This window comes from Pseudomonas sp. WS 5071 (genome assembly GCF_012985765.1).
In the GTDB taxonomy this organism is placed as follows: Bacteria; Pseudomonadota; Gammaproteobacteria; order Pseudomonadales; family Pseudomonadaceae; genus Aquipseudomonas; species Aquipseudomonas lundensis_A.
On the sequence record NZ_JAAQWY010000021.1, the window covers coordinates 1 to 23,086 of the forward strand.

Annotated in this window: 28 protein-coding genes, 1 tRNA gene and 1 pseudogene; 10 read left to right on the forward strand and 20 right to left on the reverse strand. The window is 58.0% G+C overall.

The window, feature by feature from the left end; translation table 11 throughout:
* Nucleotides 1-128 (forward strand): annotated as a pseudogene (locus HBN61_RS13930) (IS5/IS1182 family transposase); the annotation flags it as partial.
* A gap of 185 nt (nt 129-313) precedes the next feature.
* Here HBN61_RS13930 and HBN61_RS13935 read toward each other — a convergent pair.
* Genes HBN61_RS13935 through HBN61_RS13945 form a run of 3 tightly spaced genes read right to left on the reverse strand, consistent with a single transcriptional unit; the run spans nt 314 to nt 2,861 of the window.
* Nucleotides 314-1,363 (reverse strand): alkene reductase, encoded by a 1,050-nt coding sequence (locus HBN61_RS13935; RefSeq protein ID WP_047277154.1) that lies wholly within the window; start codon nt 1,361-1,363, stop codon nt 314-316.
* A 17-nt stretch (nt 1,364-1,380) separates the two neighbouring features.
* Complete coding sequence (locus tag HBN61_RS13940; RefSeq protein WP_047278244.1) at nt 1,381-2,547, reverse strand: MFS transporter; 1,167 nt, start codon at nt 2,545-2,547, stop codon at nt 1,381-1,383.
* 11 nt (nt 2,548-2,558) lie between these two features.
* A complete protein-coding gene (locus tag HBN61_RS13945) occupies nt 2,559-2,861 on the reverse strand; it encodes an ArsR/SmtB family transcription factor (protein WP_047277151.1) in 303 nt (100 codons plus the stop codon).
* A gap of 156 nt (nt 2,862-3,017) precedes the next feature.
* Here HBN61_RS13945 and HBN61_RS13950 point away from each other — a divergent pair, with 156 nt between their 5' ends.
* Nucleotides 3,018-3,596: an acyl carrier protein phosphodiesterase gene (locus tag HBN61_RS13950; protein WP_047277149.1), complete on the forward strand. Its 579-nt coding sequence runs from the start codon at nt 3,018-3,020 to the stop codon at nt 3,594-3,596.
* A gap of 12 nt (nt 3,597-3,608) precedes the next feature.
* Here HBN61_RS13950 and HBN61_RS13955 read toward each other — a convergent pair whose 3' ends face one another.
* Both HBN61_RS13955 and olsB read right to left on the reverse strand, forming a co-directional pair.
* Entirely contained in the window at nt 3,609-4,406 is a 798-nt protein-coding gene (locus tag HBN61_RS13955; protein WP_083333304.1) for a lysophospholipid acyltransferase family protein, read from the reverse strand.
* A complete protein-coding gene (gene olsB / locus HBN61_RS13960) occupies nt 4,406-5,161 on the reverse strand; it encodes an L-ornithine N(alpha)-acyltransferase (protein ID WP_047277145.1) in 756 nt (251 codons plus the stop codon). Before olsB ends, HBN61_RS13955 begins: the two co-directional genes overlap by 1 nt.
* 262 nt (nt 5,162-5,423) lie before the next feature.
* On the opposite strand from olsB, the gene HBN61_RS13965 reads away from it, so the two are divergent.
* The 4 genes from HBN61_RS13965 to HBN61_RS13980 all read left to right on the forward strand — a co-directional run bounded on the left by HBN61_RS13965 (nt 5,424) and on the right by HBN61_RS13980 (nt 9,302).
* Nucleotides 5,424-6,014 carry a YceI family protein gene (locus HBN61_RS13965; protein ID WP_047277143.1) on the forward strand — a complete coding sequence of 197 codons (591 nt, stop codon included), beginning with the start codon at nt 5,424-5,426 and terminating at the stop codon, nt 6,012-6,014.
* A 1-nt stretch (nt 6,015) separates the two neighbouring features.
* Nucleotides 6,016-7,170 carry a phospholipase D-like domain-containing protein gene (locus HBN61_RS13970; RefSeq protein WP_083333306.1) on the forward strand — a complete coding sequence of 385 codons (1,155 nt, stop codon included), beginning with the start codon at nt 6,016-6,018 and terminating at the stop codon, nt 7,168-7,170.
* A 124-nt stretch (nt 7,171-7,294) separates the two neighbouring features.
* A complete protein-coding gene (locus tag HBN61_RS13975) occupies nt 7,295-7,930 on the forward strand; it encodes a LysE family translocator (protein ID WP_047281096.1) in 636 nt (211 codons plus the stop codon).
* Nucleotides 7,931-8,015: 85 nt separating this feature from the next.
* Complete coding sequence (locus tag HBN61_RS13980) at nt 8,016-9,302, forward strand: diguanylate cyclase domain-containing protein (RefSeq protein WP_083333307.1); 1,287 nt, start codon at nt 8,016-8,018, stop codon at nt 9,300-9,302.
* A 53-nt stretch (nt 9,303-9,355) separates the two neighbouring features.
* Here the strand turns inward: HBN61_RS13980 and HBN61_RS13985 are convergent.
* The 4 genes from HBN61_RS13985 to HBN61_RS14000 form a co-directional block, all read right to left on the reverse strand.
* A tRNA-Gly gene (locus tag HBN61_RS13985) sits at nt 9,356-9,429 on the reverse strand.
* 66 nt (nt 9,430-9,495) lie between these two features.
* Nucleotides 9,496-10,380, reverse strand: coding sequence for an alpha/beta fold hydrolase (locus tag HBN61_RS13990; protein WP_083333308.1), 885 nt, complete (start codon nt 10,378-10,380; stop codon nt 9,496-9,498).
* A 103-nt stretch (nt 10,381-10,483) separates the two neighbouring features.
* A complete protein-coding gene (locus HBN61_RS13995; protein ID WP_047281093.1) occupies nt 10,484-11,176 on the reverse strand; it encodes a pseudouridine synthase in 693 nt (230 codons plus the stop codon).
* A gap of 33 nt (nt 11,177-11,209) precedes the next feature.
* Nucleotides 11,210-11,434, reverse strand: a complete 225-nt coding sequence (locus HBN61_RS14000; protein WP_047278229.1) for a cysteine-rich CWC family protein — start codon at nt 11,432-11,434, stop codon at nt 11,210-11,212.
* A gap of 148 nt (nt 11,435-11,582) precedes the next feature.
* Between HBN61_RS14000 and ung the strand changes: the two genes are divergently transcribed.
* Nucleotides 11,583-12,275: a uracil-DNA glycosylase gene (gene ung, locus HBN61_RS14005; protein WP_047277131.1), complete on the forward strand. Its 693-nt coding sequence runs from the start codon at nt 11,583-11,585 to the stop codon at nt 12,273-12,275.
* Nucleotides 12,276-12,370: 95 nt separating this feature from the next.
* On the opposite strand, the gene HBN61_RS14010 is transcribed toward ung, so the two are convergent.
* Nucleotides 12,371-12,730, reverse strand: coding sequence for a hypothetical protein (locus tag HBN61_RS14010; RefSeq protein ID WP_083333309.1), 360 nt, complete (start codon nt 12,728-12,730; stop codon nt 12,371-12,373).
* The gene (locus tag HBN61_RS14015) at nt 12,727-12,993 is read right to left on the reverse strand and encodes an Ogr/Delta-like zinc finger protein (RefSeq protein ID WP_080960237.1); all 267 of its coding nucleotides are present in this window, start codon (nt 12,991-12,993) and stop codon (nt 12,727-12,729) included. Before HBN61_RS14015 ends, HBN61_RS14010 begins: the two co-directional genes overlap by 4 nt.
* Nucleotides 12,994-13,327: 334 nt before the next feature.
* On the opposite strand from HBN61_RS14015, the gene HBN61_RS14020 reads away from it, so the two are divergent.
* Nucleotides 13,328-13,729: a helix-turn-helix domain-containing protein gene (locus HBN61_RS14020; protein ID WP_047277128.1), complete on the forward strand. Its 402-nt coding sequence runs from the start codon at nt 13,328-13,330 to the stop codon at nt 13,727-13,729.
* Between the two features lie 17 nt (nt 13,730-13,746).
* Here HBN61_RS14020 and HBN61_RS14025 read toward each other — a convergent pair whose 3' ends face one another.
* From HBN61_RS14025 to HBN61_RS14055, 7 genes are all read right to left on the reverse strand, one after another.
* A complete protein-coding gene (locus HBN61_RS14025; protein ID WP_047277126.1) occupies nt 13,747-14,100 on the reverse strand; it encodes a putative holin in 354 nt (117 codons plus the stop codon).
* 112 nt (nt 14,101-14,212) lie between these two features.
* On the reverse strand, nt 14,213-14,509 hold the full coding sequence (locus HBN61_RS14030) for a response regulator transcription factor (protein ID WP_139047525.1): 297 nt from the start codon (nt 14,507-14,509) through the stop codon (nt 14,213-14,215).
* Nucleotides 14,510-14,607: 98 nt separating this feature from the next.
* Nucleotides 14,608-15,639, reverse strand: coding sequence for an AbrB family protein (locus HBN61_RS14035; RefSeq protein WP_170047005.1), 1,032 nt, complete (start codon nt 15,637-15,639; stop codon nt 14,608-14,610).
* Nucleotides 15,632-17,146 carry a tripartite tricarboxylate transporter permease gene (locus tag HBN61_RS14040; protein WP_047277122.1) on the reverse strand — a complete coding sequence of 505 codons (1,515 nt, stop codon included), beginning with the start codon at nt 17,144-17,146 and terminating at the stop codon, nt 15,632-15,634. Before HBN61_RS14040 ends, HBN61_RS14035 begins: the two co-directional genes overlap by 8 nt.
* A gap of 1 nt (nt 17,147) precedes the next feature.
* On the reverse strand, nt 17,148-17,606 hold the full coding sequence (locus tag HBN61_RS14045) for a tripartite tricarboxylate transporter TctB family protein (protein ID WP_047277119.1): 459 nt from the start codon (nt 17,604-17,606) through the stop codon (nt 17,148-17,150).
* 57 nt (nt 17,607-17,663) lie between these two features.
* A complete protein-coding gene (locus HBN61_RS14050) occupies nt 17,664-18,641 on the reverse strand; it encodes a Bug family tripartite tricarboxylate transporter substrate binding protein (RefSeq protein WP_047277118.1) in 978 nt (325 codons plus the stop codon).
* Between the two features lie 49 nt (nt 18,642-18,690).
* A complete protein-coding gene (locus tag HBN61_RS14055) occupies nt 18,691-18,858 on the reverse strand; it encodes a hypothetical protein (RefSeq protein ID WP_159434370.1) in 168 nt (55 codons plus the stop codon).
* Between the two features lie 236 nt (nt 18,859-19,094).
* On the opposite strand from HBN61_RS14055, the gene tctD reads away from it, so the two are divergent.
* Both tctD and tctE read left to right on the forward strand, forming a co-directional pair.
* On the forward strand, nt 19,095-19,766 hold the full coding sequence (tctD, locus tag HBN61_RS14060; protein ID WP_047277116.1) for a two-component system response regulator TctD: 672 nt from the start codon (nt 19,095-19,097) through the stop codon (nt 19,764-19,766).
* Nucleotides 19,759-21,150 (forward strand): two-component system sensor histidine kinase TctE, encoded by a 1,392-nt coding sequence (tctE, locus tag HBN61_RS14065; RefSeq protein WP_047277114.1) that lies wholly within the window; start codon nt 19,759-19,761, stop codon nt 21,148-21,150. Before tctD ends, tctE begins: the two co-directional genes overlap by 8 nt.
* 35 nt (nt 21,151-21,185) lie before the next feature.
* On the opposite strand, the gene HBN61_RS14070 is transcribed toward tctE, so the two are convergent.
* Both HBN61_RS14070 and ygfZ read right to left on the reverse strand, forming a co-directional pair.
* On the reverse strand, nt 21,186-22,007 hold the full coding sequence (locus HBN61_RS14070) for an HDOD domain-containing protein (protein WP_047277113.1): 822 nt from the start codon (nt 22,005-22,007) through the stop codon (nt 21,186-21,188).
* A 39-nt stretch (nt 22,008-22,046) separates the two neighbouring features.
* The gene (gene ygfZ, locus HBN61_RS14075; RefSeq protein WP_047277112.1) at nt 22,047-22,988 is read right to left on the reverse strand and encodes a CAF17-like 4Fe-4S cluster assembly/insertion protein YgfZ; all 942 of its coding nucleotides are present in this window, start codon (nt 22,986-22,988) and stop codon (nt 22,047-22,049) included.
* Between the last annotated feature and the right edge of the window lie 98 nt (nt 22,989-23,086).

Here is a 23,086-nt window from a genome sequence, read left to right on the forward strand (position 1 = left end):
TTGGCTGGCTGAAGGAGAACCGTCGCATCGTGACGCGCTTCGACAAGCTCGCAACAAGTTTTGCGGCGATGGTCTCATTGGCCTGCGCTATGCGGTGCTTGCGACAATACTTTACGTACAGAGCCTAGGGAATAAATGTGGGCGGGTCAAACCGCCCCTTTTTTTACTTGGCCTACGTGCCACAGACGAACGCTTGATTTATCTCGCTTGCGTCTGAGTGTGACCCCCCTTATTTAAAACAAAACGCCCAAGGTCATTAAGGCCTTGGGCGTTTTTTATGGCGTGCGTTAAAGGCGCGTCATCTCAGCACCACTCACAGCGCCGGGTAGTCGATGTAGCCTTCCGGTCCGTGAGAGTAAAAAGTCTGCGGTTGAGGTTCATTGAGCGGGGCATCCGCTTTGAAGCGCTCAGGCAAATCCGGGTTTGCGATGTAAGGCACACCAAAAGCCACGGCGTCTGCTTTGCCAGCAGCCAGCAAGGCGTTGGCGCTGTCTTTGGTAAAGCGCTCATTAGCGATGTAAGGACCGCCAAACGCCGCTTTCAATTGCGGGCCCAGGCTGTCAGCGCCCTCTGCTTCGCGCGAGCAGATGAACGCGATACCGCGCTTGCCCAGTTCCCGTGCGACATAGCCAAAGGTTTCAGCTAGGTTCTCATCCCCCATATCGTGCAAGTCGGCACGAGGGGACAAGTGCACGCCCACACGACCCGGTCCCCAGACGCTGATAGCGGCGTCCGTGACTTCCAGCAACAGGCGGGCACGGTTTTCCACTGAGCCGCCGTACTGATCCGTGCGCTGGTTCGTGCTGCTCTGCAGGAACTGATCGAGCAGATAACCATTGGCGCCGTGAATCTCGACACCATCAAAACCAGCGGCCTTGGCGTTTTCTGCGCCTGTGCGATAGGCCTCGACAATGTCAGCGATCTCGGCTGTTTCCAGTGCGCGCGGTGTGGGGAAATCCACTTTCGGACGCAGCAGGCTGACATGGCCTTTAGCCGCGATGGCGCTTGGCGCAACTGGCGTTTCGCCGTTCAGGTAGGTGGGGTGCGAGATACGGCCCACGTGCCACAGTTGCAGGAAGATTCGGCCACCCGCCTGGTGCAACGCTTTAGTGATATTGGTCCAGCCGCGTACCTGAGCGTCTGACCAGATCCCTGGGGTGTCCGGGTAGCCAACGCCCATTGGCGTCACCGAAGTCGCTTCGCTGAGGATCAGACCGGCGCTGGCACGTTGCACGTAGTACTCAGCCATCAACGCATTCGGGACGCGGCCTTCATCGGCGCGGCAGCGGGTCAGCGGGGCCATGATGATGCGGTTGGGCAGTTCGAGCTCGCCCAGTTTGATAGGGTCGAAAAGGGTGGTCATGTCTGTAGCCTCTCGGATCAGTGTGTGGCAGTGGCCAGGTCGGGCGTCCCGCCCTGGCGAAAAGTAATCAGGGTCACCAGCAACGCCAGGACCGCCAACGCTGCGGCAGCCAGCGGCACGCTGGTCAGGCCGAAGCCATGTGCAATCACGCTGCCGCCTACCCAGGCGCCCAGTGCGTTACCGATGTTGAAGGCGCCGATGTTCAGGGTTGAAACCAGATTGGGGGCCGCTTTGCCGAAGGTCACGACGTTGACTTGCAGCGCCGGGACGGCTGCAAACGAGGCGGTAGCCCACAGGAACAAGGTGATCTCAGTCGGGATCACGGCCACGCTGGTCCAGGTCAGGACGGTCGATATCACGGCCATGGCGATGAAGACGCCCATCAGGGTGGCGGCCAGACGCTTGTCAGCCAATTTGCCGCCGATGATGTTGCCGACGGTGAGCCCGAGGCCGATCAGCAGCAAGGTCCAGGTCACGCCCCGCGGCGATACGCCAGTCACGTCACCCAGCAATGGCGCCACATAAGTGAAGAGGGTGAACATCGACGCGGCAAACAAAGCGGTCATGCTCAAGGACAACCAGATGCCAGCGCCTTTGAGTGCTCTGAGCTCGGCTCGCATGTCGAGTTTTTCTTCGTCGCGCTTGGTCGGCAAGAAGCGGATCAGGCCAATCAGCGCGATCACGCCGATGACGGTGACGGCGAAGAACGTCGAGCGCCATCCGGCGGCTTGCCCCAGCGCGGTCCCCAACGGCACGCCCAGCACGTTTGCCAGTGTCAGCCCCGTGAACATCAGCGCAACGGCGGAGGCGCGCTTGTTGGCGGGCACCAGGCCCGCCGCCACGACCGAGCCAATGCCGAAAAAAGCGCCATGGCAAAGCGCTGTGACGACACGGGCAAACATCAGCACGTTGTAATCGCTGGCCACAGCGCACAACAGGTTGCCGACGATAAAAATACCCATCAAGGCCACCAGCGCGGCTTTGCGTGGCAGCTTGGCAGTCGCCAGCGCCATGAACGGCGCGCCGATGGCCACGCCTAACGCGTAACCGGTGACCAGCCAGCCAGCACCGGGAATGGAGACACCCAGGTCGGCAGCCACATCGGGCAGCAAGCCCATGATGACGAACTCGGTGGTCCCGATAGCGAAGGCGCTAAGCGCCAGGATGAGAAGCGAGAGGGGCATGAAAATCCTTGTTAAAGCGTTTGGTTGAATTGTTCGAGGAAGGCCCTGATGGTGTCTTCGTTACGTTTGAAAAAGTGCCATTGGCCATGCTTCTGGCTGGTGATCAGGCCCGCGCGCTGCAAGGTCGCCAGGTGCGCTGAGACCGTCGACTGCGAGAGGCCGCAATGCTGGTCAAATTGACCGGCGCACACGCCGTGCTCGGTGGAATGCAATTGGTCAGGAAATGACTTTTCGGGATCTTTAAGCAGGTGAAGGATTTCTCGGCGTACTGGGTGTGCCAGCGCTTTTATTATTTCGTCGAGGTCGATGTTCATGGTGGCAGTGCTCAATGAGGTACAACGTTATATCGCGATGAGGCGAACTTTAAATCGTAATATCGCGATATACAAATATGATTTTGATCTGAGATCAGTACAAATCGGTATATCGGGTTATAACGATATGGAGGGTGCAGTGCTAAACTGCGCGCCATGAATTATCTCGCACATCTGCACCTTGGCGGCCAGCGCCCTGAAGAATTACTCGGTAGCCTCTATGGCGACTTTGTCAAAGGCCCGCTGCAAGGTGAATTCCGGCCGGGTATTGAGTCCGGCATCCAGTTGCACCGCAGCATTGATGCCTTCACCGACGCTCACCCCTTAGTCGGGCAGGCACTGTCGCGGTTTACCCACACGCGACGGCGGTATGCAGGCATTGTGCTCGATGTGTTTTTCGACCATTGCCTGGCCCGGGACTGGGGTCACTATGCCGATGTACCGCTGGAGCGCTTTACGTCGGGTTTTTATCGTGTGTTGGGGGCCGAGCCGCAGTTGCCCGCCCGATTGGCGGCCATTGCACCGCACATGGCCGCCCACGACTGGTTGGGTTCCTATCAGGACTACCCAACGCTGGAGCGGGTGTTTAGCGGGATTGCCCGCCGCCTGTCACGCCCCCAGGAACTGGCGGGCGCCATGCAGGACCTGGATGCGCTGTATCAGCCTTTAAGCGACGACTTTCAAGCGTTCTACCCCGAGCTACAGGCTTACGCCGCTCATGCGCTGAGCCGCTGAATGCGCGTTGAGTTAGCGCTGCATTAACCAGCTGGCCTGAGCTGCACCCGCAGGCCCTGTCTGTTGGGGCTGCACCAGCACGCGTTCAATGGCTTGCTGCGCGCGGAAGGCGAGGACGGCCCGTTCCTGATTCAGGCACGCAATGGGTTCGAGCAGGTGGATCTCCACGTCCGCCGTGTCGTGACTGAACAACCGCATCAAATGCGACAGCAAGTCGTCATCGCCGATGAAAGGCGCAATCGGGTCGGTCGAGCCATCACGCAGATAACGGATCGCGACCGGTTGCAGGTGCGCGCCGCTGTCGATCGCCGCGCAGAGCAGTCGGCCGTGGAAGGTGCGCACGCAGTGGCCATCTGTCGTGGTGCCCTCGGGAAACATCAACAGCGGCAAGCCCTGACTCAAATGGTGGTGCATCTGTTGGCGGATCAATTGGCTGTCGCCGGCACCGCGCCGGATGAACAGACTGCCCGCCTTGGCGGCCAGCCATCCTGCGATCGGCCAGCCGCGCACATCTGCTTTGGACAAAAACGACAGTGGCGTCAATTGCCCCAGCAGTGCGATGTCTGTCCATGACACATGGTTACTGACCCACAGCATCGAGGTGTCCGGCAACTGTCCGAACACCCTGATGCGAAAGGGCAGGGCATGGCTCAGGCGCGCCATGAAAAACTGTGACCAGCGCTGGCGCCTGACCTGAGTGCTGTTGAGTTTCAGGCGTTCCATCACGCCAAATACGCTGGCCATGCCCAGCCCCAACCCTACGACGCACAACACGTGGATCACGCGGCCGTAACGCCGCAAGCGACCCATTACATGGCCGCCTTGAAGTGCCGGGCATAACGCGGGCACAGCTCGTCACGTTTAAGCAAAATAAACACGTCGGCCACCTGGAAGTCTTCATCCCAGCAGGGTTCGCCGCAGATTTTCGCTCCCAGGCGCATATAGGCCTTGAGCAGCGGCGGCAGTTCGGCAATCACATTGGCGGGCAGTTCCTGGTGCGGAATCGGCTTTTTCGGTTCGGCGCGCAGGTGTTCGGTGCACAGGTAGCGTTCGCGCAAGCGCTGCATGATGGCATGGGCCTGAATGCCGCCGTCCTGCATCGGGATGCTGGCGCAGCCCATCAGGTATCGGTAGTGGCCCTGATTGAGGACTTCAGCCAGTTCGCCCCACAGCACGGCAATGGTGCCGCCATTGCGGTAGGCGGGGTCGACGCACGTTCGTCCGATTTCAAGAACAGGCCCTTGCAGGTGCGCCAGCCCGTGCAGATTGAATTCTTCTTCGCTGTAAAAATGCCCGATGCCGCGCGCGGCCGTGTGGTCCAGCAGCCGGGTGGTGGCGACCAGATGGCCGGTGTTGAGGTCGCGCACGCCGATGTGCGCACAATGCCTGTCGAAGTCGTCCTGATCCAGGCCGCCTTCTGCGCCTTTAAGCGTGGCCTTGAGTTCATCACTGAACACCCGGAAGCGCAGGGCCTGTGCCTCGCGCAACGCTTCGGGGCCGATCAGGCGTTCTGCTTGCAGGCGTCGTTCTTGAGCGGTGTCGCGAATGCGGGCGATTTGAGACATTGCGAATCTCCATGCAGGCCAGTGCCCGCCGAGGGTGACTGCCAATCGACTGAGGGGCGCAACGTCAGGCTAGGCAGGCGCAATGTCATCGCCATGACAATTGAGTGATGCTTGCGTGACAAGCGCCGCGCCGCTTTGGGCCTGATGAACTGTTTGGGCCGGCTGGCGTCCTACCCGATAAGCTAAAAAAATCCCTCGCACCGCTTGCATGTGCCCCGGCTCGGGGTAATGTTCGCCCACGTTTAATTGCCGAAGAGTTCTTATGTTCAAAGCGTGTTTGTCTTCTGTGTGCGCACTCTTGCTGACGCTGGGTGTCAGCCTGTCCGCACAGGCCAATTGGTATCTGGATGGCGAGTCGTCACGGCTGTCGTTTATCACCACGCAAAATGCCAACGTTGCCAACGTGCACCGTTTTTTGGTGTTGCACGGCAAGGTGAATAGCAAAGGGCAGGCGCAATTGAGGGTCGAGATGGATTCGGTCAACAGCGCGGTGCCACTGCTCGACGAGCGGATGCGTGATGTGTTGTTCGACTTCAAGCACTTTCCGGAAGCACAGATCACCGCGCAAATAGACCTGCAACCGATTAACGACCTGGCACCCGGCGCCCAGTTTGAGCTGCGTTTGCCGGTCACGGTCAGCCTGCGGGGCAAGCAGCACACCTATGATGCTCAACTGTTGGCCACCCGCCTGGATGAGCATCGGTTTCAGGTAGTGACGCTGGAACCGTTGGTGGTGCAGGCCGAGGACTTCGGTGTGCAGCCCGAGCTTGAAACACTGCGCAAACTGGCGGGATTGTCCGCAATCAGTTTTTCAGTGCCGGTGGGTGCCGTCTTGATCTTCACGGCCCGCTGAGATGGCTGGCGCAGTGTTTCCATGGCGTGACGCCAATCAGTTCGAATTGCTGATCGATGGTCCGCAATTCTTTGCGCGCATGATCGCGGCGATGGGCGACGCTCAGGCCCACATTGACCTGGAGCTTTATCTCGTCGAAAGCGGCGCGTGTGCCGAGGCCATTGTGGCGGCGCTGGAGCAAGCGGCCACGCGCGGTGTGCGCGTACGGTGTCTGTTCGACGGCTATGGCAGCCTGGCGTTTACCTTGGGGCTGCGTCGACGGCTGATCGATGCCGGCGTGGAGCTGCGCTTTTACAACGCCATCAGCTGGCGCAAAGGGTTGAATAACCTCTATCGCGATCACCGAAAGCTGTTGCTGGTGGATCAACGTCTGGCGGTAGTGGGCGGTACTGGGGTGACCGATGAGTTTTGGCAGCCGGGCACCAATACCTGTGACTGGCATGAAGTGATGGTCGACATTCAAGGGCCGTTGGTGTTGGACTGGCAAATGCTGTTTGACCGTCAATGGCGCGCCAATATCAGTCGTAAAGCCTGGAAACCCGCCACCCACTTCGGGTTACCTCATTTACCGCGCGTGCCGGCGTCGGGAACAGGCATGGGCCGTGTGGCCTACGCAGACGCCCATCAGCATCGCGATATTTTGAAGTCGCTGGTCAGGGCCATTAACAGTGCAAAACAGCGTATCTGGCTGGCAACGCCTTACTTTTTGCCCACCTGGCAAGTGCGCCGGTCGCTGCGCCGGGCTGCCAACCGGGGCGTGGATGTGCGTTTGCTGCTTACTGGCCCGCGCACCGATCACCCTTCTGTCCGTTATGCCGGGCACCGTTACTACCCGCGGCTGCTCAAAGCCGGGGTGAAGATCTTTGAATATCAGCCGTGTTTTTTACACCTGAAAATGGTGCTGATCGATGACTGGGTCAGTATTGGCTCATGCAATTTTGATCACTGGAACCTGCACTTCAACCTCGAAGCTAATCTGGAGGCGCTGGACCCTGCACTGACTCGCGCTGTGGCGGCCAGTTTTGTCACCGACTTCGCGCAGAGTCAGGCCGTGAGTTTGCAGGCCTGGCAATCGCGGCCTTTGTGGCGGCGGGTCAAACAGCGGGTCTGGGGTTGGGTGGACCGGCTAGTGGTGAATCTGGTCGGACGTCGATAGCGGTTTTATCAAGCGAGCCGCTGTTTTATTCAACACGCGGTTACATAACGTTTCAGAACGTGCAAAATCAAGCAGCCTTACGGGCACTTGGAGAGCGTGAGCGGGATTTCTGGAGCGTTTTTGCATGACACCTTCGCTGTTGTGGGCGGTACTGGCCTCGGGCTTCATTTATGGCATCACGCCGGGGCCAGGCGTATTGGCTGTATTCGGGATTGGCGCCGCGCGTGGTCGCCGCGCCGGCGCCGGTTTTTTGTGCGGGCACCTGCTGGGCGATGTGATGTGGTGCAGCACTGCGCTGATCGCCATTGTCGGCGCCCGTGAGTTCGGCAGCACGGCGTTCAACGTGCTGGGCCTGCTCAGTGGGCTCTACCTTTTTTGGCTGGGCGTGCGTGCCGTACGTGCACAGCCTAGCCGCGGGGCGCAGCAAGGCCCGGCCCGCCAGCCTTTTGCCCACGGCATTTTCTTCGGTTTGACCAACCCCAAGGCGTATCCCGTTGCCGTTGCCACCTTCACGGCCTTGCTCTCCAGTCGCGCAGAGTTGCTCACATGGACGATGCTGCCCTGGCTGATTGCTCTCAGTTTTGTGGGCGGCGCGGCGGCCTATGCCATTCTGGTCGCGATTGTGGGGGCCGGGCACGTTCGCGCGCTGTACCAGCGCCATGAATTACTGATTACGCGGTTGTGTGGCGTCATGTTCATCGGGTTTGCGATCAGCGCACTGGCGCATGCATTGCCCGGTTTGTGGATGAGTGTTGTGTGACCTGAGCTGCAAGGAATCAGCCGGGGGGAGTGCCGCATCAAGAGGATGGAGTGTGAGGTTTTACCTTCTGGCATAGAGCTGCCCAATGGATATTAAAAGCTACCTGTCGCAATCCAGCTTCATCGATCTGTTGCTTGATGCCGTGTGCGTGGTGGACCGTCAGGGGCGGTTTATCTTTGTAAGTGCGGCCTGCGAGCGCATTTTCGGGTACACGCAGGAGGAACTGATCGGAACGTACATGATTGAGCTGGTGTTGCCCGCTGATCGGGCGCGCACGTTGCAGGCGGCTCAGGACGTCATGGGCGGCGAGCCCAAACTCAATTTTGAGAACCGATACCTGCACAAGGATGGCCGAGTCGTGCATATCCTGTGGTCTGCCCGTTGGTCCGAGACCTGGCAGATGCGCATCGCCGTTGCACGTGACATCACCGAACGCAAGCACGCCGAATCGCGGCAGCAGGCGCTGTTTGATATCTCTGAAGCGGCCCATGGCGCCGAAGACTTGATGCAGCTGTTCAAACGTGTGCACCTGCTCATCGGGCAATGGCTGCCCGCGTTGAATTTTTCGGTCGCCCTGTGGGATCAGGCGCAAGGCACGTTGAGCTTTCCTTATCACGTGGATGACCACCCGCAACGACACAGTAACGAAGCCCTTGAGTTGAGCGAGCAGGTGATACGCACCGGGCAAGCGATGCTGCACCGCTCGCCGGATGCGCCTTCGAGGCTGGGTGTGCCGCTGGCCACGCATAAGGGCATTATTGGCGCGCTGCTGGTCAAGAGCTCGCTGGGCGAAGAGCGTTATACCGAGGAGCATCAGGAACTGCTGCAATATGTCTCGACGCAAGTGGCCGCCGCCATCGAGCGCAAGCAGTTACACGCCCGGTTGCAGTACCTGGCGCAGTACGATCCCCTGACACAACTGTTCAATCGCGAATCACTGTATGAACGGCTCGACCGGGCACTGGCCAAAGCGAGGCGGGAGTACGGGTTTGTCGGCGTGTTGTATGTCGACCTGGATCATTTCAAACAGATCAATGATCAATATGGGCACGGCATCGGCGATTGCTTGCTGCAGCAGATTGCTAAACGCATGAAGCACTGCGTACGTGAAAGCGACACCGTGGCGAGGATGAGCGGGGATGAATTCGTGGTCGTGCTGGATAACCTCAAGCACCCTGACCATGCACAGATCGTGTCGGAAAAAATCCGCCAGAACCTCAGTCAGCCACTCCTGATAGAAGGCCATACCCTGCACGTGTTGCCGAGCATTGGTGTTGCGGTCTACCCCGAGAACGGAGAAGTCGCGCAGCAATTGCTACACCATGCGGATACGGTGATGTACAGCGTGAAGAAAAGTGGTCGGGCAGTGTGAGGAGTGCTGCGAAGAAATGTCGCTTTCAGAAAGCTGACAGCGCAATGAAGAAGTGGAGCGGGTGAAGGGAATCGAACCCTCGTTATCAGCTTGGGAAGCTGGAGTAATGCCATTATACGACACCCGCTCAGAGCGGCTGACTTTGTACCAGAAGTCGGCGCGGATGAGAAGGTTTAATTGTTCATTCCCTCGTTTACAGCCCGATGTGCTCACCGGATGGCGTCATTTTCAGCCCTGCCGATGAAGGGGATTGCACTGGGTTCAGGAAGTCCAGCACGACGCTTTTCGTGTGTCGACTGGCAGCGGTGTGTTCCATGTCCAGAAAGTGTCCGGTGTTGTCCACGATGGCAAATTGGCTGTTGGTAACAGGGTGTGCGAATTGTCGAGCGTCTTTTGCCGCCGTGTATTCGTCCCATTCGCCATTGATGAACAGCACGGGAATAGCAATGCGTTCAGCCGCCTTGATCCGACTCGCGTAATCACTCGCCAGCAAATGGTCGATGTGGAAGTGCATTTGCGCGTATTCGTGATCGGCAAGGGTGCTGATGTGACGAAAATTAAAGCGTTTGAACAGGTGCGGCAAATGCTTGCCCAGTGTGTCGTTCACCAGATGGCCCAGCAGGGTGCGGTCGCCCCTGGCCAGCCCGTGACGGCCCCGTTCCAGATAATCCTGCATGGCCGTATTGATGGCGGGTGAGAACGAACTGATCACGGCTTTCTCAATACGCTGTGGTTGTTCAGCCAGGGCGGCCAGTGCAACCAGTCCGCCCCACGAAAACGACAACACGTAATGGGCGTTAAAGTGCTCGATCAACTCCAGCAACACGTGAGCTTCAAGCTCATTGGTCAGCAGGGAATGATGAGGATTGTGGGGTTTTGACTGGCCCGCGTAGGGTTGGTCGTACAGCACGACATTCAGTGCGGGGTGCAGGTTCTTGAGGGTCTGGGCAAATGAGGCCGTTGTGGACATCGACCCGTTGACCAGAATGATGGTGCGGTGTGCCGATTCGGATCGGTAATGCTCGGTATGGATTCGATACTGACCTTGTATATCCAGCACGGCGATTTCAGGCTTCATGGCGTCGGACTCCAGCACATCGAACGTCGTTTAATCCGAGAGTGAACCCGGAATGTGACAGTTAATCGTGCGGGGCTTGAGCTTACGCCAGAGGGTTGCGGTCTCAGAACAACTCGATTTCCTGCGCAGTCAGTGCCCGGTACTGGCCTGGCGCCAGGCGTTCATCGAGTACCAACGAGCCGATGCGCTCGCGGTGCAGGCGCAGCACTTTGTTGTTGAAGTGGCCGAACATGCGCTTGACCTGGTGATAGCGGCCCTCAACGATGCTCAGCCGGGCACAGCGCGGGCCAAGCAGGTGCAGGTGGGCTGGCTGGGTGGTGAGGTCTTCATACGCGAAATAAATGCCGTGGTTGAACGTGACGGCATACGCGTCGGTGATCACGTGCTCTGTTTCAACGTAATACACCTTGGGCAGTTTGGTTTCAGGTTGCGTGACCTGTCGTGACCAGTGCCCATCGTTGGTAATCAGCATCAACCCGCTGGTGTTGAAGTCCAGGCGCCCGGCGATATGCAGGTCGTCCTTGTCCGGCTCGTTCAGCCAGTCGAGCACAGTGGGGTGTTGCGGGTCGTGGGTGGCGCTGACACAGCCGGGCGGCTTGTGCAGCATGAAATACCGCGCGGGCTTGCCGACCTGCAGACATTGCCCGTCGCACTCAATGCGACTGAAGGCCCGCACCTCATGGTGAGGATCGCAGACGATGTGGCCATCGACCTGAACGCGCTTCTCGATCAGCAACAGGCGCACCTGTTTGCGATTGAATTGCGGCAAGTTGCTGAGGAAACGGTCTAAACGCATAGCCATCGATCACATGAAAAACCGGCGCGTAGCTTAACGGTTGGCGTCGCCAGTCGTTGCAGGAAGTTGCTCAAGTACACCGGCGCACCGTGGGCACAGACAGGCCGCATTGCGCAGTTCGGCAGGTAACGCGTCAATGACGCTCGGGTCGAGGGTGACGCTAAAACACCAGCATGCGCTCGTCGGCACATCGTCGCTGGCGAGCATCGCGCATTCATTGCTGGCGCCGCAGGCGGGGCACAGGGCGGGTGTTGACATGGTCAATCCAATAAAACCGTGGGAGCTGGCCGCCTTTATACAACAGTTGTGCGACCGGCATGGTCATCCGCGACAGACGTGCCTGATTGCATTGACAAGGCGGGTGGGCTTTTTTAGTGTCCGCATCATTGTTTTTCGAGATGTAGCCATGACGCTGGACGACCGTATAAAACTTGAACCCCTCTGGAAGCAGGCGCTGCGCGAGGAGTTCGAAAAACCCTATATGGGCGAGCTGCGTGAGTTCCTGCGTCAGGAGCACGCTGCGGGCAAAGAAATTTATCCGCCAGGCCCCCTGATTTTCAATGCCCTGAACTCAACGCCGCTGGACAAGGTCAAGGTGGTGATTCTGGGACAGGACCCTTACCACGGCCCGGGTCAGGCCCATGGGCTGTGTTTTTCCGTGCAGCGCGGCGTGCCTGCGCCACCTTCGCTGGTCAACATCTACAAAGAACTCAAGCGCGATCTGAATATCGACATTCCTTCGCATGGTTGTTTGCAGTCATGGGCCGATCAGGGGGTGTTGCTGCTCAATACCACCATGACCGTAGAGCGCGCCAACGCAGCGTCTCACGCCAAAAAAGGCTGGGAGCACTTCACCGACCGGATAATCCAGGTGGTCAGCGAGACGCAGCCCACGTTGGTGTTTTTGCTGTGGGGGGCACATGCGCAGGGCAAACAAAAGCTGATTGATGCCACCAAACATCTGGTGCTGACCTCAGTGCATCCTTCGCCGCTCTCGGCTTATCGTGGCTTTATCGGTAACGGGCATTTCAGCCGCACCAACAAGTTTCTTGAGCAAAACGGTTTAACGCCCATCAATTGGACATTGCCTGCCGATTGATCTGCGACCACTACAGGTGTGGTCAGAGAAACGCGGCATGACACACCAGGTGTGACGCCTGGTGTGTAAGTGATAACACGTGAAAATCGCGCGAATTAAACCAGTCGCATTCGACAATTGTCGGGTGCCTCAATAACTCTTTCTACAATGGCTTTAATTGGAACGGCCCACGTCATTCCACTTTCCGGGTCTGTGATAACGGCCAGATGTTCAGTACTGGCATCCAGATCCAGTCGGCACCGTTCATCAATGATTTTGAGTTCGCCGTAGGCGCGACTGACCAACTTCTGTGCCGCCGGAACGCTCAGCGCGTAAATACTGACCAGGTAATTGACGGTTTTACAAAATAAAATCTGACCGCTTTCCGGATGCTGGGGTTGGAACTTTCGCAAGAATGTCAGCGCTGAGGCCTGTATCTGTTGCTCGTCATCCTCGACTAAATGGGCAGATGTCATGGTGTTACTCCGCACGCATTATCAACGTTCTGAATAGCAGCGCGACGCAGGTCTTTATCAACATGAGGAAGACGAACATCCGGATTGGGCATACCGCTGGGTGATAGCTCATGGGTCATTTCGAACTCAGCTCGGACTGACCATCCACAGGCTTCGGTTGTACATTGCAAATAGGCAACACGTAAAAAAATATGTCTGCCTTCGCTGGTGCGGATCCGCATTTTACTCAAGCAATGTGGGCAAACCATTTTGTAGGTGCTCATGAGTGACTCCGGTTAAACATTGTTAAGTGCCAGTTGTAGCAGGCACGGCGTATAGAAAAGACCACTCCTTTGATCTCGGTGGGTGAGTGTCGGAACAGGCGGCAATAAGCAGTTCCGGCATTAAGTAAGTTTTTGGTTTTCTTTTTGTAGGATTTTTTGATTAATTTTGTATGAGTTGCGTTTTTTTGAGCCTGAAGCGAGTTGTATGAGAGGTAAGTCAGTGTTGTCATTTTCGAAATATTTATAAGGTTGCAATTTTTTAATAATCTTGAAGTACTCAATGTGAGTAGATATTGAAGCAAAATCGCGCTGAGTCAAATTTGGATTATTCAAAATGAGTAACAAGAAATCAATTGAAGTACTTTTAAGGTTGAAGCAGGTCTTCGGTGTTAAAACTGACGCTGACCTTTCAGGCGCCATGGGGGTTAGCCCTCAAACATTGAGCAGTTGGAAAGGACGCTCAAAGATTCCCTATGCGCACTGCATTGATCTCGCAGAAAAGCACGATATTTCTCTTGACTGGTTGTTTAGCGGGCATGGCCCCATGTTGCTGTCTAACTGCCATCAAGTAACGTCAGGGCATGACGTTTTTAATGCAAATGAGTTTCAAATCTTACGGCTTTACCGCGCCTTAAATACGTTCAATCAAGGGCTGGCGCTAAGTGCTATACAGGATCGTCAACATGTGCAGGGTTTGACGGAACGCATAGAAATTTTGTCACAGCGTGTCGAGTAGTCTGCTCAGCCATCTGGTCACTTTCCCCCTCTAAACCGTCGTATCAGGTCGACAATGTCCGTCACCTGTATCCAGTCAGTCAGTTTTCGGCTGAGGGGGATTACCACCAATGCACATATAAAACCGCACACGCCGGGCGGTATGACGGGCAAGTAAAGTGATGCCACCGGCGAGAATAAGTAACCCACACTTGCGCTGAGTAAAAAGCTCGCCATTTTTTTGAATATATTTTTATTTTTTCGTGAGCTCGCCACCAGCCATGCCCCTAAAAAAGCTCCCCAGAACATCGGGTTGTTCACCATGTTTTCCAGCACGAGAAGGCACAGTTCAAGGTATTTATTGGCTGTGTACGCTAATTCTTCAGTGGCCATGTCGGGACGCTCTTTTGTCGTAGGGCTGTGCAGGGTTCAGAACATCGTTTGACGTGCATTTCAGACGGATTAATACGTATCGCGTCGGTCAGTTTTTTGAGGTTTATAGACGTCAGATGTGTGTCAGGATGCCGAACTTTAATGCTTTTAAAACAGTGGCGTGACGGCACCGTGTTCCAAACTTTGCTCTGAGGTTGAAGAAGTGAAAGTTGATGGTGCTCTCGGCGCGGTGAAGTGTTCTGGCAATTTCTGCGGTGGTCATACCTTTTGCACAAAGTTGCAGTATTTGCTGTTCGCGAACGGTGATTTTTGGCGTGCAGGGCGCGTGCTCATTATCCAGAATTAATGATTTATAAGACTCGTCCTGTTTCATTTCAAAGCCTGCACTGTTGAAGGAATTAGGCTTCACAGTAAATGCTGAGTCTCAGGCGCTCAATGTAATTAGGCTGTAAGAATCGGTCTTACATTGCGTGCATTTTCCTACATGGGGCTGGCTGTTTTCGACTGTCAGGATTTAAGCCGTGTCCAGCGCCGGAACACAGGTTGCGCGAGAAACAACACAAACAGCAGGCGCATGACTTGCAGTGCCGTGACCAAAGGCACGGACAGTTGTAATACCTCGGCGGTCAGGCTCATCTCTGCGATTCCCCCTGGCATCATGCCCAGGGTCAGGGAGCGCAGGTCTAGATGCGTGAGCGCACTTAACCCCACAGCGCATGCACTGGCGATCATCATGGTGAGCGCTGTACCAAGGAGTGTGTGGGCGATAAAAGAAGGGGCGCGGCGAAAGAACTCGCGATTAAAGTGACAGCCCAGGCCGCTGCCGATCAGCCATTGGCCTGCCTGACTGCTGCCTTCAGGAAGCCCCGTGTGTACGTCCCACACACTGCTGACGCAAGCGCTGACAAGCAGAGGGCCGAACAACCAGGGGTTGGGTTGACCCAAACGTTGCCAAGTCCAGGCCAGCATGGCACCGGCCGCAAACAGTAACGTCAGCCTGGCGAAATCCACGGGTACGGCCTGCAAAGTCGTCGGCCCGGTGTCCAACGTGTATTTAAATGCGGCGGGTACGCATAAGACCACGGTCAATACGCGCAAACTCTGGCCCGCCGCCACACGGCTCAGAACAGCGCCGTTGCGTGCGCCGAGGTTGACCATCTCGCCCGAGCCGCCAGGCATGCTTGAGAAAAACGCAGTGGCTCGATCTTCTCCGCTGCGAAGCATGATCCATACGTTGATGATGCTCGACAGGCTCGTCAGCAGCGCACCGCACACAATCAGCCAAAAATGCGCGAGTACCTGCTCCATCACCGTTGGCGTGAAATGCAGGCCGATGCCAATCCCGATAATCCATTGGCCGCACTTTCTGCCACCGGGGATTTCGGCCAACTGCCAGGGTGTCAGGCAGCGAACCAGGATGACTGCCAGCAATGAGCCGACCATCCAGGGCAACGGCCAGCCGATCAGGCTGGCCAGATAACCGCCAGCCAGCCCGACCAGCGGCGTTGCCCCCCAGTGTTGGAAACGGCTGTCAGGCATTGGCCAGCGCACGGCGCTGAGCGCTGCGCTTGCGCCAGATTCGTACGATGGGCAGCAGTAACATCACGACCGTGAGCATCCACACGCCCAGCGTGATCGGGCTTGACCACAAGATCTCCAGCGCGCCATTGGAAATCGACAGGGCGCGGCGCAGGTTCTGTTCCATCAGGCCGCCCAAAATAAAGCCCAGGAGCACAGGCGAGAGCGGGAAGTCGAGCTTGCGCAGGATGTAACCGAAGATGCCTATGCCGATCATCAGGAACAGGTCGAAGGTGGTCGCATGCACCGCGTACACGCCGATCGCGGTAATGATGGCAATCACGGGCACCAGCGCCCAGTTCGGCACGGACAGAATGCGCGTGAAGATACGGATCATCGGGATGTTGAGGATCACCAGCATGATGTTGGCGATAAACAACGAGGCAATCAGGCCCCACACGATGTCCGGCTGTTGTTGGAACAACAGTGGACCGGGGGTGATGTTGTACAGCGAAAGGGCGCCGATCATCACCGCCGTGGTGCCTGAGCCCGGCACGCCAAGGGTCAGCATCGGCACCAGTGCGCCACACGCCGAGGCGCCGATGGCCGTTTCAGGGGCCGCCAGGCCGCGCATGTCACCCTGCCCGAATTGACCCGTCGCGCCGGCCATGCGCTTCTCGGTCATGTAGGCCACGGCACTGGCCAGCGTCGCGCCTGCGCCGGGCAGCACGCCCATGATGAAACCCAATAACCCGCAACGGATATTCACGACAAATACCGCAGACGCTTCTTTGAGGTTAAACATCATGCGGCCTGTGGCTTTGACCGCTTCCTGGCCCCGGTGGGTTTTTTCCAGCAGCAACAGAATTTCGCTGATGGAGAACAGGCCCAACACCAGGACCACGAACTGAATGCCGTCAGTCAGGTGAATGTTGTCCCCGGTGAAACGGTACACACCGCTGTTGGCATCGATACCGACACTGGACAGAAACAGGCCGATCAGCGCGGCGATAAAGGTTTTCAGGGGGCGGTCGCCCGCCATCCCGCCCAGGCACACAATTGCAAAAACCATCAGCACGAAATACTCGGCGGGCCCGAATGCAATGGCCCACTTGGCGAGCAGTGGCGCGAACAGCACCATGCCGCAGGTCGCAATAAAGGCGCCGATGAACGAGCTCCAGGCTGACAGCGAGAGTGCGACGCCCGCCAGGCCTTTGCGGGCCATCGGGTAGCCGTCCAGGGTGGTCATGACGGTTGACGCTTCGCCGGGAATGTTCAGCAGGATCGAGCTGATCCGCCCGCCGTATTCACAGCCCAGATACACCGCTGCCAGCAGGATGAGTGCGGACTCGGGCGGCAGGCCCAGTGCAAATGCAATCGGGATTAACAGCGCAACCCCGTTGATGGGCCCAAGGCCGGGTAACAATCCTACGACCGTGCCGATCAACGTCCCGCACAGCGCAGTGACCAAGTTGTAGGGGCTGAGTGCGACGCCGAAGCCCTGGCCCAAATAACCAAAAGTGTCCATATCAGTTCTCCAGAACGTCGAGCAGGCCGAGGGGCAGTGGAACATCCATGGCTTTATCGAACAGCAGATAAAGGCCGACGCTCATCACACTGATGATCACGACACTGGGCATCCAGCGACCGCCGTACAGACGGGCCATCGGAATGCCAATCAGGATGCTGCTGAGGATAAAACCCAGGGGTTCGAAGGTGCCGGCAAAGATCAGCAATAGCACGACGCACACCGCGATCTTGAGCAGGGTGTCGCGGTCCAGCTGTGGGTCTTCTTCGCTGTGCACCACGGGCGTCGGGCGCACAATCATGTAGATCAGGCCCAGCCCCATCAGGCCCAACATTAAGAGCGGGAAAGCCCGGGGGCCGACGGGCTCGTAGGAAAATGCTGCCTGATACGGCCAGGCCATCAGCGCCAGACCGACGCAGACCAGCAGCAACACCGAGGCAAAAATGCGTTGTAAGAGCATGGTTCACTCCTGCGCTGCGCGCCGGCGGTACGGCGCGCAATCAACTGTCAGCGGCGGTTACTGGATCAGGCCGAATTCTTTGGCCAGCACTTTGTAATCGCTCACCTGTTTTTTCACGTAGGTGTCCAGCTCGGGGCCGGTCATGGCGAACGGGAAGAGTTCGCGCTGATCGCGCAACGTGGCGAATTCCTCAGAGGCTAGCAACGTGTCAAAAGCGCCTTTCCACCACGCGTAGTCCTCGTCGCTGACTTTTGGACCAAGGTAAAAGCCGCGCACCACTGGCCAGACGATGTCGTAGCCTTGCTCTTTGGCCGTGGGAATATTCTTCATTTCGGGTTCATCCAGGCGGGTGTCAGAGAACACTGCGAGGATGCGCATGTCGCCGCTCTGGATGTGCGGCATGGAGTCGGAAATATCCGTACTGCCAACCTGAATGTGGCCGCCGAGCAAGGCGGTGGCAATTTCGCCGCCGCCTTCGAGCGCCACGTAACGCAAGTCGCGCGGGTTGATGCCGGCCGCCTTGGCGATCAGCGCCGTTTGCATCCAGTCCTGACTGCCTACGGTGCCACCGGAGCCGATGACCACGCTGCTGGGATCTTTTTTCAGGGCCTGCACCAGATCATCGAGGTTTTTGTAAGGTGAGTCGCTTTTAACGGCAATGGCGCCATAGCTGGTACCCACGGCGGCAAGCCAGCGCACTGCGCCCTCATCGAAACGTCCGAATTTACCCTGCGCCAGATTGAGCAATGAGCCACTGGACCAGGCCACCAGCGTGCCCGCGTCTGCGGGGCGTTGCGCCACGACCGCGTTGTAGGCCACTGCCCCGACGCCACCCGGCATGTAGGTCACGCGCATGGGTTTGCTCAGCAGCTTTTCGTTCACCAGCGCGCTTTGCGCCAGTTTGCAGGTCAAGTCAAAACCTCCACCCGGTGAGGCGGGGGCGATGCATTCGGGGCGTTTGGGTTCGGCAAGCGCGTGGCCCGCCAACACAAGGCAACTGGCCGCAAGGGCAAGGGCGCGCAGTGATTGATTCATGGTGTCTCCCGGTGCGTTTTTGTTTTTAGAGAGGGGCGGGGCCGCGTCACTACAAGGCGATACCGAAACCGATGAGCAAGCTGATTTCAGTGGCATTGCGTGGCAGTGAGGGGCGAGGCAGCAGGTGTCGCAGGCGCAACCTGGCGCTGAGTGAGGCGATTTGGCGAATACGCAATAAACGGACGGGCCAGGTGGCCCAAGGCTTTAAAGCCGGCATGAGGCAGTGCTCCATTATTGTTCTTATTGGCGAAAACGCTTCAGGGCGCTTTTCGGGTCGCTACGGCATCCATAGCGAAGACAGTTGTAACTGTCCGTTTCAGGATCCTAATCGGCCAACCTTTCACCAACCTTTCAAGACTTTTTCACGCCGTTTCGTACTTCACAGCCGGGCTGGCGTCTGTACACTCCGCGCAAAGAAGGGCAGGTGCCTAGAACAATAATGAGGACGATCCGATGCGTGTGCTCTTGGTCGAAGACCAGCCGCAACTGGCCGAAAGTGTGGCTCAGGCGTTGAAAAGTACCGGCCTGACCGTGGACGTGTTGCACGATGGCGTGGCTGCCGATCTGGCGTTGGCCAGTGAAGACTATGCCGTAGCGATTCTGGATGTGGGGCTGCCGCGCATGGATGGGTTTGAGGTGCTGGCGCGTTTGCGTGCCCGTGGCAAAACCCTGCCAGTGTTGATGTTGACTGCCCGCAGTGACGTCAAGGATCGGGTACACGGCCTCAATTTGGGCGCCGATGATTATCTGGCCAAACCTTTCGAGCTGACCGAGATGGAAGCCCGCGTCAAAGCCCTGTTGCGTCGCAGTGTGTTGGGTGGCGAACGTCAGCAACGCTGCGGGGCGTTGGTGTATGACCTGGAAACCCGCCGCTTTACGCTCGGTGACGAACTGCTGACCTTGACCTCCCGCGAGCAAGCGGTGCTGGAGGCTTTGATTGCCCGGCCGGGGCGGGTCATGAGCAAGGAACAACTGGCGGCGCAGGTGTTTGGTCTGGACGAGGACGCAAGCCCGGACGCCATCGAGATTTATGTCCATCGCTTGCGAAAAAAACTCGACGGCCAGCCCGTTGCGATCGTGACCTTTCGTGGCCTGGGCTACTTGCTGGAAAGCCGTGATGCGTAAGCTCGACAGTTTGCGCGGGCGACTGCTCTGGCACCTGACGCTGATGTTAGTGGTGTTGATGCTGGCCAGCAGTTTGAGTGCCTGGTTCAACGGCCGCGAGGCTGCTGACACCGCTTACGACCGAACCCTGCTGGCTTCGGCGCGCACCATTGCGGCGGGCTTGTCGCAGCGAGATGGCAGCCTGAGCGCCGACGTGCCCTACGTCGCGCTGGACACGTTTGCCTATGACAGCGCGGGGCGGATCTACTACCAGGTCAATGACATTCATCAGCGCCTGATTTCAGGGTACGAAAACCTGCCAGCGCCGCCGCCCGGTACGTTACGGACTGACGATTACCCGGCGCTGGCGCGTTTTTATGATGGCCAGTATCGGGGGCAAAACGTGCGCGTAGTGAGTTTGCTCAAGGCCGTCAGCGAGCCGAACATGAACGGCATGGCTGAAATTCGGGTGGCAGAAACCGATGAGGCGAGGGTTGCGATGGCGCGCAGCCTGATGGCGGACACCGTGCTGCGTCTGGGCATGCTCGGGCTGGGCGCGCTGTTGGTGGTGTGGTTTGCCGTGAGCGCTGCGTTGCGTCCGCTGGAGCGTTTGCGCACCGCGGTGGAGGAGCGTGAGCCTGATGATTTGCGCCCTTTACCGTTAGTGCCGGTGCAGCGTGAGCTGTGGCCGCTGGTACAGGCGCTCAACCACTTTACCGAGCGTTTGCGTGGGCAGTTTGAACGTCAGGCGCAGTTTATTGCCGATGCCGCCCACGAGCTAAGAACCCCGCTGGCGGTGCTCAAGGCCCAGCTTGAACTGGGCTTGCGCGCGCATGATCCGAACGTATGGCGCACGACGTTGACACAGGCGGTGCAGGGCACGGACAGGGTGACCCACTTGGCCAATCAATTGCTGTCGTTGGCGCGGGTGGAGAACGGAGCCCGGGCGATTGCCGAAGGCGGCGCGCAGTTACTGGATCTGAGCCAATTGGCGCGTGAGCTGGGCATGGCGATGGCGCCCCTGGCGCATGCGCGTGGCGTGGCGCTGGCACTTGAAGCGGACCGGCCTGTGTGGCTGCACGGCGAGCCCACCTTGCTCAACGAGTTGCTCAGTAACCTGATGGACAATGCGCTGGCCCACACACCCGTGGGCGGCAACGTGATTTTGCGCGTGACTGAACCTGCCGTGCTGGAGGTGGAAGATGACGGTCCGGGGATTCCCCATGAAGACCGTGAACGGGTATTCGAGCGGTTTTACCGACGAAATCCCTCTGTGGCGGGTTCAGGGCTTGGGCTGGCGATTGTGGGAGAGATCTGTCGCGCCCATCTGGCACACATCACTTTGCATGATGGCGCGCAAGGCGGGTTGAAAGTCCGGGTCAGTTTTGTGTACGCCCAGCGTTGAAGGGGGTTGCTGAAGGGGGTTAAAGGCGGTGTGGCTCAGATGAACATGACGCGCGCGGCGTTCAGTTCTTCCTGCAGCTTGATGCTCATGCCATCAAGGCCCAGCCTTTTGAAGGCGGGCAGGGTGCTCAGCTCAAGGTTCAAGAGGGCGGAATCGCCCTGCTTAAGGCAGAAAACCGTGGCGATTTGCACCAGGTCGATGTAATCCACTGCTGCGGATTCGCGAGAAAAGTCCAGATATTGGCCCGGCAGCTTGACCAGCATTTCAGGGAACTCCCAGACGCTCAGCAGTTTGTCGCCAATCAGCGGGTGGATGTTTTCGATGACATGGTTAAGGGAAACCGGGTCCGAGAGCAGTTCGTTGTGTTCTTCGGCGTAGGTCAGGATCGGCAGCACCCCGATTTGATGCACCAACCCGCCCAGCGCTGCCTGATCCGGTTTAAGGGAGGTGCAACGGCGGCACAAGGCGTAACAAATGCCGGCGATTTCGAGGCTTTGACGCCACACATCACGCATTTTGTTTTCAACCACCTCGGAGCGGGCATGGAAGATTTGCTCCATGACCAGCCCGATCGCGAGGTTGCTGCTGTAGTTGACACCCAATCGGGTGATGGCGGTGTGCAGGTTGGTGACCTCCTGAGCGGCGCGCAGCAGCGGGCTGTTCACCACTTTGATCAGGCGCGCTGACAGCGCGGTGTCACGGCCAATCACTTTGCTCAGGTTGCTGACGCTGATGTCGGGGTTTTCGGCGGCCTTGCGAATGTTCAACGCTACTTCGGGTAGCGTGGGCAGAACCAGGTCATCTTTGGTAATGGCCTGAATCAAATCCTTTTGGACCTTATGCGCCAGGTTGCTCATTTCTGTTCTCTAGGATGCTGCGTTTCAAGGTGTTGCAATTTAGCGCTGGATTTCGCGATCACGGTCCAGTTGATAAGGCAGATCCAGAAGGGTCAATTCAGGGCCTTGCGCATCACCCAGATGCACGTCGCCGGCGTGTGCTGCTTCAGATTGCAGGACAGCCAGCAGTTCAACGCCGTGCTCACTGCGGGCGCCGATCACGACTTCGCCAATGGCGCTGCTATGAGTCGGGGCAAACAGCGGAGTTCCCGGCAATGGCACCTCATTGAGGTCGAGCGACAAGCGGTAGAGGTGGCGCTTGAGTTTGCCCAGGTATTGCATGCGCGCCACGATTTCCTGACCCGTGTAACACCCTTTCTTGAAGCTCACGCCCCCCACGGCCTGCAGGTTGATCATTTGCGGAATGAACAGCTCGCGGGTCTGTTCCATCACCTGACCGATGCCGGCGCGTATTTGCCCAAGCAACCATTCATTGAGGTTTGCCTGAGGCAAGTGGGCGTGAAGTTCACGGGTGACGCTGTCGGCCTGATCGGCGGGGGCCCAGAGTTCTGCACGATTGTGGCTGGCGCGAATCGCGATCAAGCCGTTGGCACGCACGACGCTGTCGGTGTCGGCTGGCAGGTCGAGCCCGAGCCCGGCCAGCACTGCGTCTGCACCGGAGAGGCCGAAGCGTACCCAGTTAGCGCTGTCATCGGTGAGTTTGGACTTTGAGAAGACGGCGTACTTTTTCAGGTCGGCCAACTGTGGCTCAACCAGTTCCCGCGCCATGGCCAGCAAGCAGCCGTCGGGCTGAAGCAGGATACGGAAGCTCGATTGCATGCGGCCTTTTTGCGTGCAGCGCGCGCCCAGACTGGAGCGCGTGTCGCTCAAGTAGTTGAGATTGCAGGTCAGCTGCCCTTGTAAAAACTTGCTGGCGTCAGCGCCGATCACAGCAAGAACGCCTTCGTGGGTCAGGGTGCAGAAAAAAGCAGAGTCGGCCATGGTTCATCGCAGGTCAAAAAGTCTGAAGGACATCATAGAGGGGCGATCCTCAAATGGATAGTTCGCGCAGGACCTGTGGGGGCCCGACCAAAGCCGAC

Bases quoted from the DNA above. Each gene is read 5' to 3' on its own strand.
- HBN61_RS13935 (WP_047277154.1), bottom strand. From the start codon at position 1,363: ATGACCACCCTTTTCGACCCTATCAAACTGGGCGAGCTCGAACTGCCC.
- HBN61_RS13940 (WP_047278244.1), bottom strand. From the start codon at position 2,547: ATGCCCCTCTCGCTTCTCATCCTGGCGCTTAGCGCCTTCGCTATCGGG.
- HBN61_RS13945 (WP_047277151.1), bottom strand. From the start codon at position 2,861: ATGAACATCGACCTCGACGAAATAATAAAAGCGCTGGCACACCCAGTA.
- HBN61_RS13950 (WP_047277149.1), top strand. From the start codon at position 3,018: ATGAATTATCTCGCACATCTGCACCTTGGCGGCCAGCGCCCTGAAGAA.
- HBN61_RS13955 (WP_083333304.1), bottom strand. From the start codon at position 4,406: ATGGGTCGCTTGCGGCGTTACGGCCGCGTGATCCACGTGTTGTGCGTC.
- olsB (WP_047277145.1), bottom strand. From the start codon at position 5,161: ATGTCTCAAATCGCCCGCATTCGCGACACCGCTCAAGAACGACGCCTG.
- HBN61_RS13965 (WP_047277143.1), top strand. From the start codon at position 5,424: ATGTTCAAAGCGTGTTTGTCTTCTGTGTGCGCACTCTTGCTGACGCTG.
- HBN61_RS13970 (WP_083333306.1), top strand. From the start codon at position 6,016: ATGGCTGGCGCAGTGTTTCCATGGCGTGACGCCAATCAGTTCGAATTG.
- HBN61_RS13975 (WP_047281096.1), top strand. From the start codon at position 7,295: ATGACACCTTCGCTGTTGTGGGCGGTACTGGCCTCGGGCTTCATTTAT.
- HBN61_RS13980 (WP_083333307.1), top strand. From the start codon at position 8,016: ATGGATATTAAAAGCTACCTGTCGCAATCCAGCTTCATCGATCTGTTG.
- HBN61_RS13990 (WP_083333308.1), bottom strand. From the start codon at position 10,380: ATGAAGCCTGAAATCGCCGTGCTGGATATACAAGGTCAGTATCGAATC.
- HBN61_RS13995 (WP_047281093.1), bottom strand. From the start codon at position 11,176: ATGCGTTTAGACCGTTTCCTCAGCAACTTGCCGCAATTCAATCGCAAA.
- HBN61_RS14000 (WP_047278229.1), bottom strand. From the start codon at position 11,434: ATGTCAACACCCGCCCTGTGCCCCGCCTGCGGCGCCAGCAATGAATGC.
- ung (WP_047277131.1), top strand. From the start codon at position 11,583: ATGACGCTGGACGACCGTATAAAACTTGAACCCCTCTGGAAGCAGGCG.
- HBN61_RS14010 (WP_083333309.1), bottom strand. From the start codon at position 12,730: ATGACATCTGCCCATTTAGTCGAGGATGACGAGCAACAGATACAGGCC.
- HBN61_RS14015 (WP_080960237.1), bottom strand. From the start codon at position 12,993: ATGAGCACCTACAAAATGGTTTGCCCACATTGCTTGAGTAAAATGCGG.
- HBN61_RS14020 (WP_047277128.1), top strand. From the start codon at position 13,328: ATGAGTAACAAGAAATCAATTGAAGTACTTTTAAGGTTGAAGCAGGTC.
- HBN61_RS14025 (WP_047277126.1), bottom strand. From the start codon at position 14,100: ATGGCCACTGAAGAATTAGCGTACACAGCCAATAAATACCTTGAACTG.
- HBN61_RS14035 (WP_170047005.1), bottom strand. From the start codon at position 15,639: ATGCCTGACAGCCGTTTCCAACACTGGGGGGCAACGCCGCTGGTCGGG.
- HBN61_RS14040 (WP_047277122.1), bottom strand. From the start codon at position 17,146: ATGGACACTTTTGGTTATTTGGGCCAGGGCTTCGGCGTCGCACTCAGC.
- HBN61_RS14045 (WP_047277119.1), bottom strand. From the start codon at position 17,606: ATGCTCTTACAACGCATTTTTGCCTCGGTGTTGCTGCTGGTCTGCGTC.
- HBN61_RS14050 (WP_047277118.1), bottom strand. From the start codon at position 18,641: ATGAATCAATCACTGCGCGCCCTTGCCCTTGCGGCCAGTTGCCTTGTG.
- HBN61_RS14055 (WP_159434370.1), bottom strand. From the start codon at position 18,858: ATGCCGGCTTTAAAGCCTTGGGCCACCTGGCCCGTCCGTTTATTGCGT.
- tctD (WP_047277116.1), top strand. From the start codon at position 19,095: ATGCGTGTGCTCTTGGTCGAAGACCAGCCGCAACTGGCCGAAAGTGTG.
- tctE (WP_047277114.1), top strand. From the start codon at position 19,759: ATGCGTAAGCTCGACAGTTTGCGCGGGCGACTGCTCTGGCACCTGACG.
- HBN61_RS14070 (WP_047277113.1), bottom strand. From the start codon at position 22,007: ATGAGCAACCTGGCGCATAAGGTCCAAAAGGATTTGATTCAGGCCATT.
- ygfZ (WP_047277112.1), bottom strand. From the start codon at position 22,988: ATGGCCGACTCTGCTTTTTTCTGCACCCTGACCCACGAAGGCGTTCTT.